Origin of the sequence: Bradyrhizobium sacchari, assembly GCF_002068095.1 — a bacterium.
Taxonomy (GTDB): domain Bacteria; phylum Pseudomonadota; class Alphaproteobacteria; order Rhizobiales; family Xanthobacteraceae; genus Bradyrhizobium; species Bradyrhizobium sacchari.
Window position 1 is genome coordinate 8,122 of record NZ_LWIG01000045.1, and the last position, 3,289, is coordinate 11,410.

The 3,289-nt window shown below is 67.2% G+C and carries 3 protein-coding genes; all 3 read left to right on the top strand.

Features of this window, described 5'->3' with window-relative positions; all coding sequences use genetic code 11:
- Positions 1-43 precede the first annotated feature (43 nt).
- Positions 44-541: a DUF721 domain-containing protein gene (locus A5906_RS31340; RefSeq protein WP_080139049.1), complete on the top strand. Its 498-nt coding sequence runs from the start codon at positions 44-46 to the stop codon at positions 539-541.
- Between the two features lie 126 nt (positions 542-667).
- Positions 668-1,339, top strand: coding sequence for a DsbA family protein (locus A5906_RS31345; RefSeq protein WP_080139050.1), 672 nt, complete (start codon positions 668-670; stop codon positions 1,337-1,339).
- A gap of 218 nt (positions 1,340-1,557) precedes the next feature.
- Positions 1,558-3,289, top strand: a 1,732-nt coding sequence (locus tag A5906_RS45365) for an AAA family ATPase (RefSeq protein WP_245326999.1), incomplete at its 3' end; no start/stop codon positions are given.

Sequence of the window (3,289 nt, forward strand, 5' to 3'; positions counted from 1 at the left end):
CCGCGGGTCTGTGGACCGCCCGCCGAAGTGCTATAAAGCCCCCATGTCCAAATCCGGTCCCATCTTCAAGCCGGGTCCCATCAGCGCGAAGCCACTCGGGATCCTGCTCAACGACGTCTTTGCCGAGGCCTATGCCAAGCAGGGCTTTGCGGCGCGCGAGCTGGTGACGCGGTGGACGCAGATCGCGGGACCGGAGATCGCGGCCCATGCCGAGCCGCTCAAGATGCAATGGCCCCGGCCGGTCGAGGGGCAGCCGCAGGAACCGGCGACGCTGGTGCTCCGGGTCGAGGGCCCGATGGCGCTGGAGATCCAGCATTCCGCCGATGTCATCCTGGAGCGGGTCAACCGCTTCTTCGGCTGGGGTGCGGTCGGCAAGCTCGCCTTCCGCCAGGCCCCCCTGTCGCGGCCGCGGCCCCGGAAGCGGCCCGGCCCGCCGGACCCCGAGGCGGTCGCCAAAGTGGCGGAGGGCCTGAGCGACATCGAAGATGAACAGCTCAAGTCCGCGCTGGCGCGGCTCGGGGCCGCCATCAAGCGAAATTGAGCCTCATTTCGCGGCCAATCTGGACCCGTTGCCGCGGCCCACCATTGCCTCAAGCGACGTTTCAAGCTAGCGACAGGCCGCCCGCACGGGACTTCGGGCGATACCACGCCAATCCGGGAGCCGACCTTGATCATCACCCGCCGCGCCTTCACCACGATGCTGTCGCTGACCGGGCTTGCCGCGGTCACCGGGCTCTCGCCGCTGCGGTTCATCTCCGAGGCCATGATCCCTGAAGCAATGGCGCAGTCGGCCGCCGATGTGGCCAAGCCCGTGTCGCTGCCCGACATGGCGCTTGGCCCGAAGGATGCCGCCGTCACCATCACCGAATACGCCTCCATGACCTGCCCGCACTGCGCGGCTTTCAACGAGCAGGTGTTCCCCAAGATCAAGTCGGAATACATCGACACCGGAAAGGTGCGTTACATCTTCCGCGAGTTCCCGCTCGACATCAAAGCCGCTGCCGGCTCGATGCTGTCGCGCTGCATCGCCAAAGACGACGCGCCGAAATATTTCGCCGTCACCGACATGCTGTTCCGCCAGCAGAACGACTGGGTGTTGAAGAACACCACCGAGACCCTGACGCGGATCGGCAAGCAGGCCGGCCTGACCCAGCAGCAGGTCGAGGCTTGCCTGAAGGACCAGGCGCTGCTCGACAAGATCGCCGCCGACCAGAAATATGCCAGCGACGTGTTGAAGGTGGATTCGACGCCGACCTTCTTCATCAACGGCGAGAAGATCAAGGGCGAGGCCTCGTTCGACGAGTTCGCCAAGAAGATCAATCCGCTGCTGAAGAGCTGATTCGCTCGTCAAGATCCTGATTCGCATCTCGAAAGCCGTATCTTTCCCGGCATAAATCCCTTGGGAAAAGCGGCTTTCGCCGGTTGCCCTCGCGGCGCACCGCGGCCATTGTCCAGCCGCATGAGGCGCCTCGCGCGACTCGCCCCGGATAGCGACACTGCCTTCCATGGTATTGTCCCGGCAGGGGGATTCGCGCCTGCCAACAGAGATGCGTGCTTATGAAAATCACCCGCCTGCGACTTCACGGCTTCAAGTCCTTCGTTGAGCCCACGGACTTCGTCATCGAGCCCGGCCTGACCGGCGTGGTCGGACCCAACGGTTGCGGCAAGTCGAATCTCGTCGAAGCGCTGCGCTGGGCGATGGGTGAGACCTCCTACAAATCGCTGCGCGCCGCCGACATGGATGCCGTGATCTTCGCCGGCTCCGGCAACCGCCCCGCGCGCAACCACGCCGAAGTGACGATGACGATCGACAATGCCGATCGCACCGCGCCGGCGGCGATGAACGACAGCCAGCTGCTGGAAATCTCCCGCCGCATCGAGCGCGAGGCCGGCTCGGTCTATCGCATCAACGGCCGCGACGTGCGCGCCCGCGACGTGCAGATCCTGTTCGCCGACGCTGCCACCGGCGCGCGTTCGCCCGCCCTCGTCCACCAGGGCAAGATCGGCGAGATCATCCAGGCCAAGCCCGAGCAGCGCCGGCGCGTGCTGGAAGATGCCGCCGGCGTCGCCGGCCTGCACGCCCGCCGCCACGAGGCCGAGCTGCGGCTGAAGGCGGCCGAGACCAACCTCACCCGCGTCGAGGACGTGATCGGCCAGCTCTCCGGCCAGATGGAAGGCCTGAAGAAGCAGGCCCGCCAGGCCGTGCGCTATCGCGAGGTCGCGGCCAAGGTCCGCAAGGCCGAAGCGACGCTGTTCCATCTGCGCTGGATCGGCGCCCATGCCGACGTCAATGAATCCGGCCAGACCCACGACCTCGCGGTCCGCGAGATGGCCGAGCGCACCCAGCACCAGGCCGAAGCCGCCCGCATCCAGGCGATCCGCGCCGCCGAGATGCCGGCGCTGCGCGATGCCGAAGCGCGCGCCGCCGCCGGGCTGCAGCGCCTGACCAATGCCCGCGAGCTGCTCGACCGCGAGGAAGAGCGCGCCAAGGAGCGCGTCGCCGAGCTCGAGCGCCGCCTCGCCCAGTTCGAGGGCGACATTTCCCGTGCTCAGCAGCAAACCATGGACGCCGACGTCGCGCTGCAGCGGCTCGACACCGAGGACGCCGAGCTGAAGGAAGAGATCAAGTCGCGGGTCGAGAAGCGCTCCGGCGTCGATGAGCGTGTCGCCGAGGCCGAGGCGGTGCTGACCGAGACCGAGCAGCAATTCGCCGAGCTCACCACCGCGCTCGCCGACCTCACCGCCAAGCGCAACCAGTTAGAGGCCAACGTCCGCACCCACCGCGACAAGCTCGCCCGGCTCGACCAGGAGATCGCGAACGTCGCGGCCGAAGAGCAGAAGCTCACCGAGGCGACCGGCGGCTTTGGCGATCTCGACGAGCTGACCGCGCTGGTCGAAACCGCGGAGCAGACGCTGGCGGCTTCGGAAGCCGCGGCGCAGGCGAGCGAAGCCGCGCATGTCGCCGCCCGTCAGACTCTGGAATCCTCACGCTCACCGCTGAACGAAGCCGACAAGCGCGTGCAGCGCCTGGAGACCGAGGCGCGCACCATCTCCAAGATCGTCAACGGCGAGACCAAGAATCTGTGGCCGCCGATCATCGACGGCATCACCGTCGACAAGGGTTTCGAAAAGGCGATCGGCGCCGCGCTTGGCGACGACCTCGACGCGCCGATCGACCCGTCGGCGCCGATGCGCTGGACCAATGTCGGACATACAGAGGGCGATCCGGAGCTGCCCGAAGGCGCCGTTCCGCTCTCCAACCATGTGCAGGCGCCGGCCGAGCTTGCCC

Excerpts from the sequence above, each read along its gene's own strand:
- A5906_RS31340 (WP_080139049.1), top strand. The coding sequence starts at position 44 with ATGTCCAAATCCGGTCCCATCTTCAAGCCGGGTCCCATCAGCGCGAAG.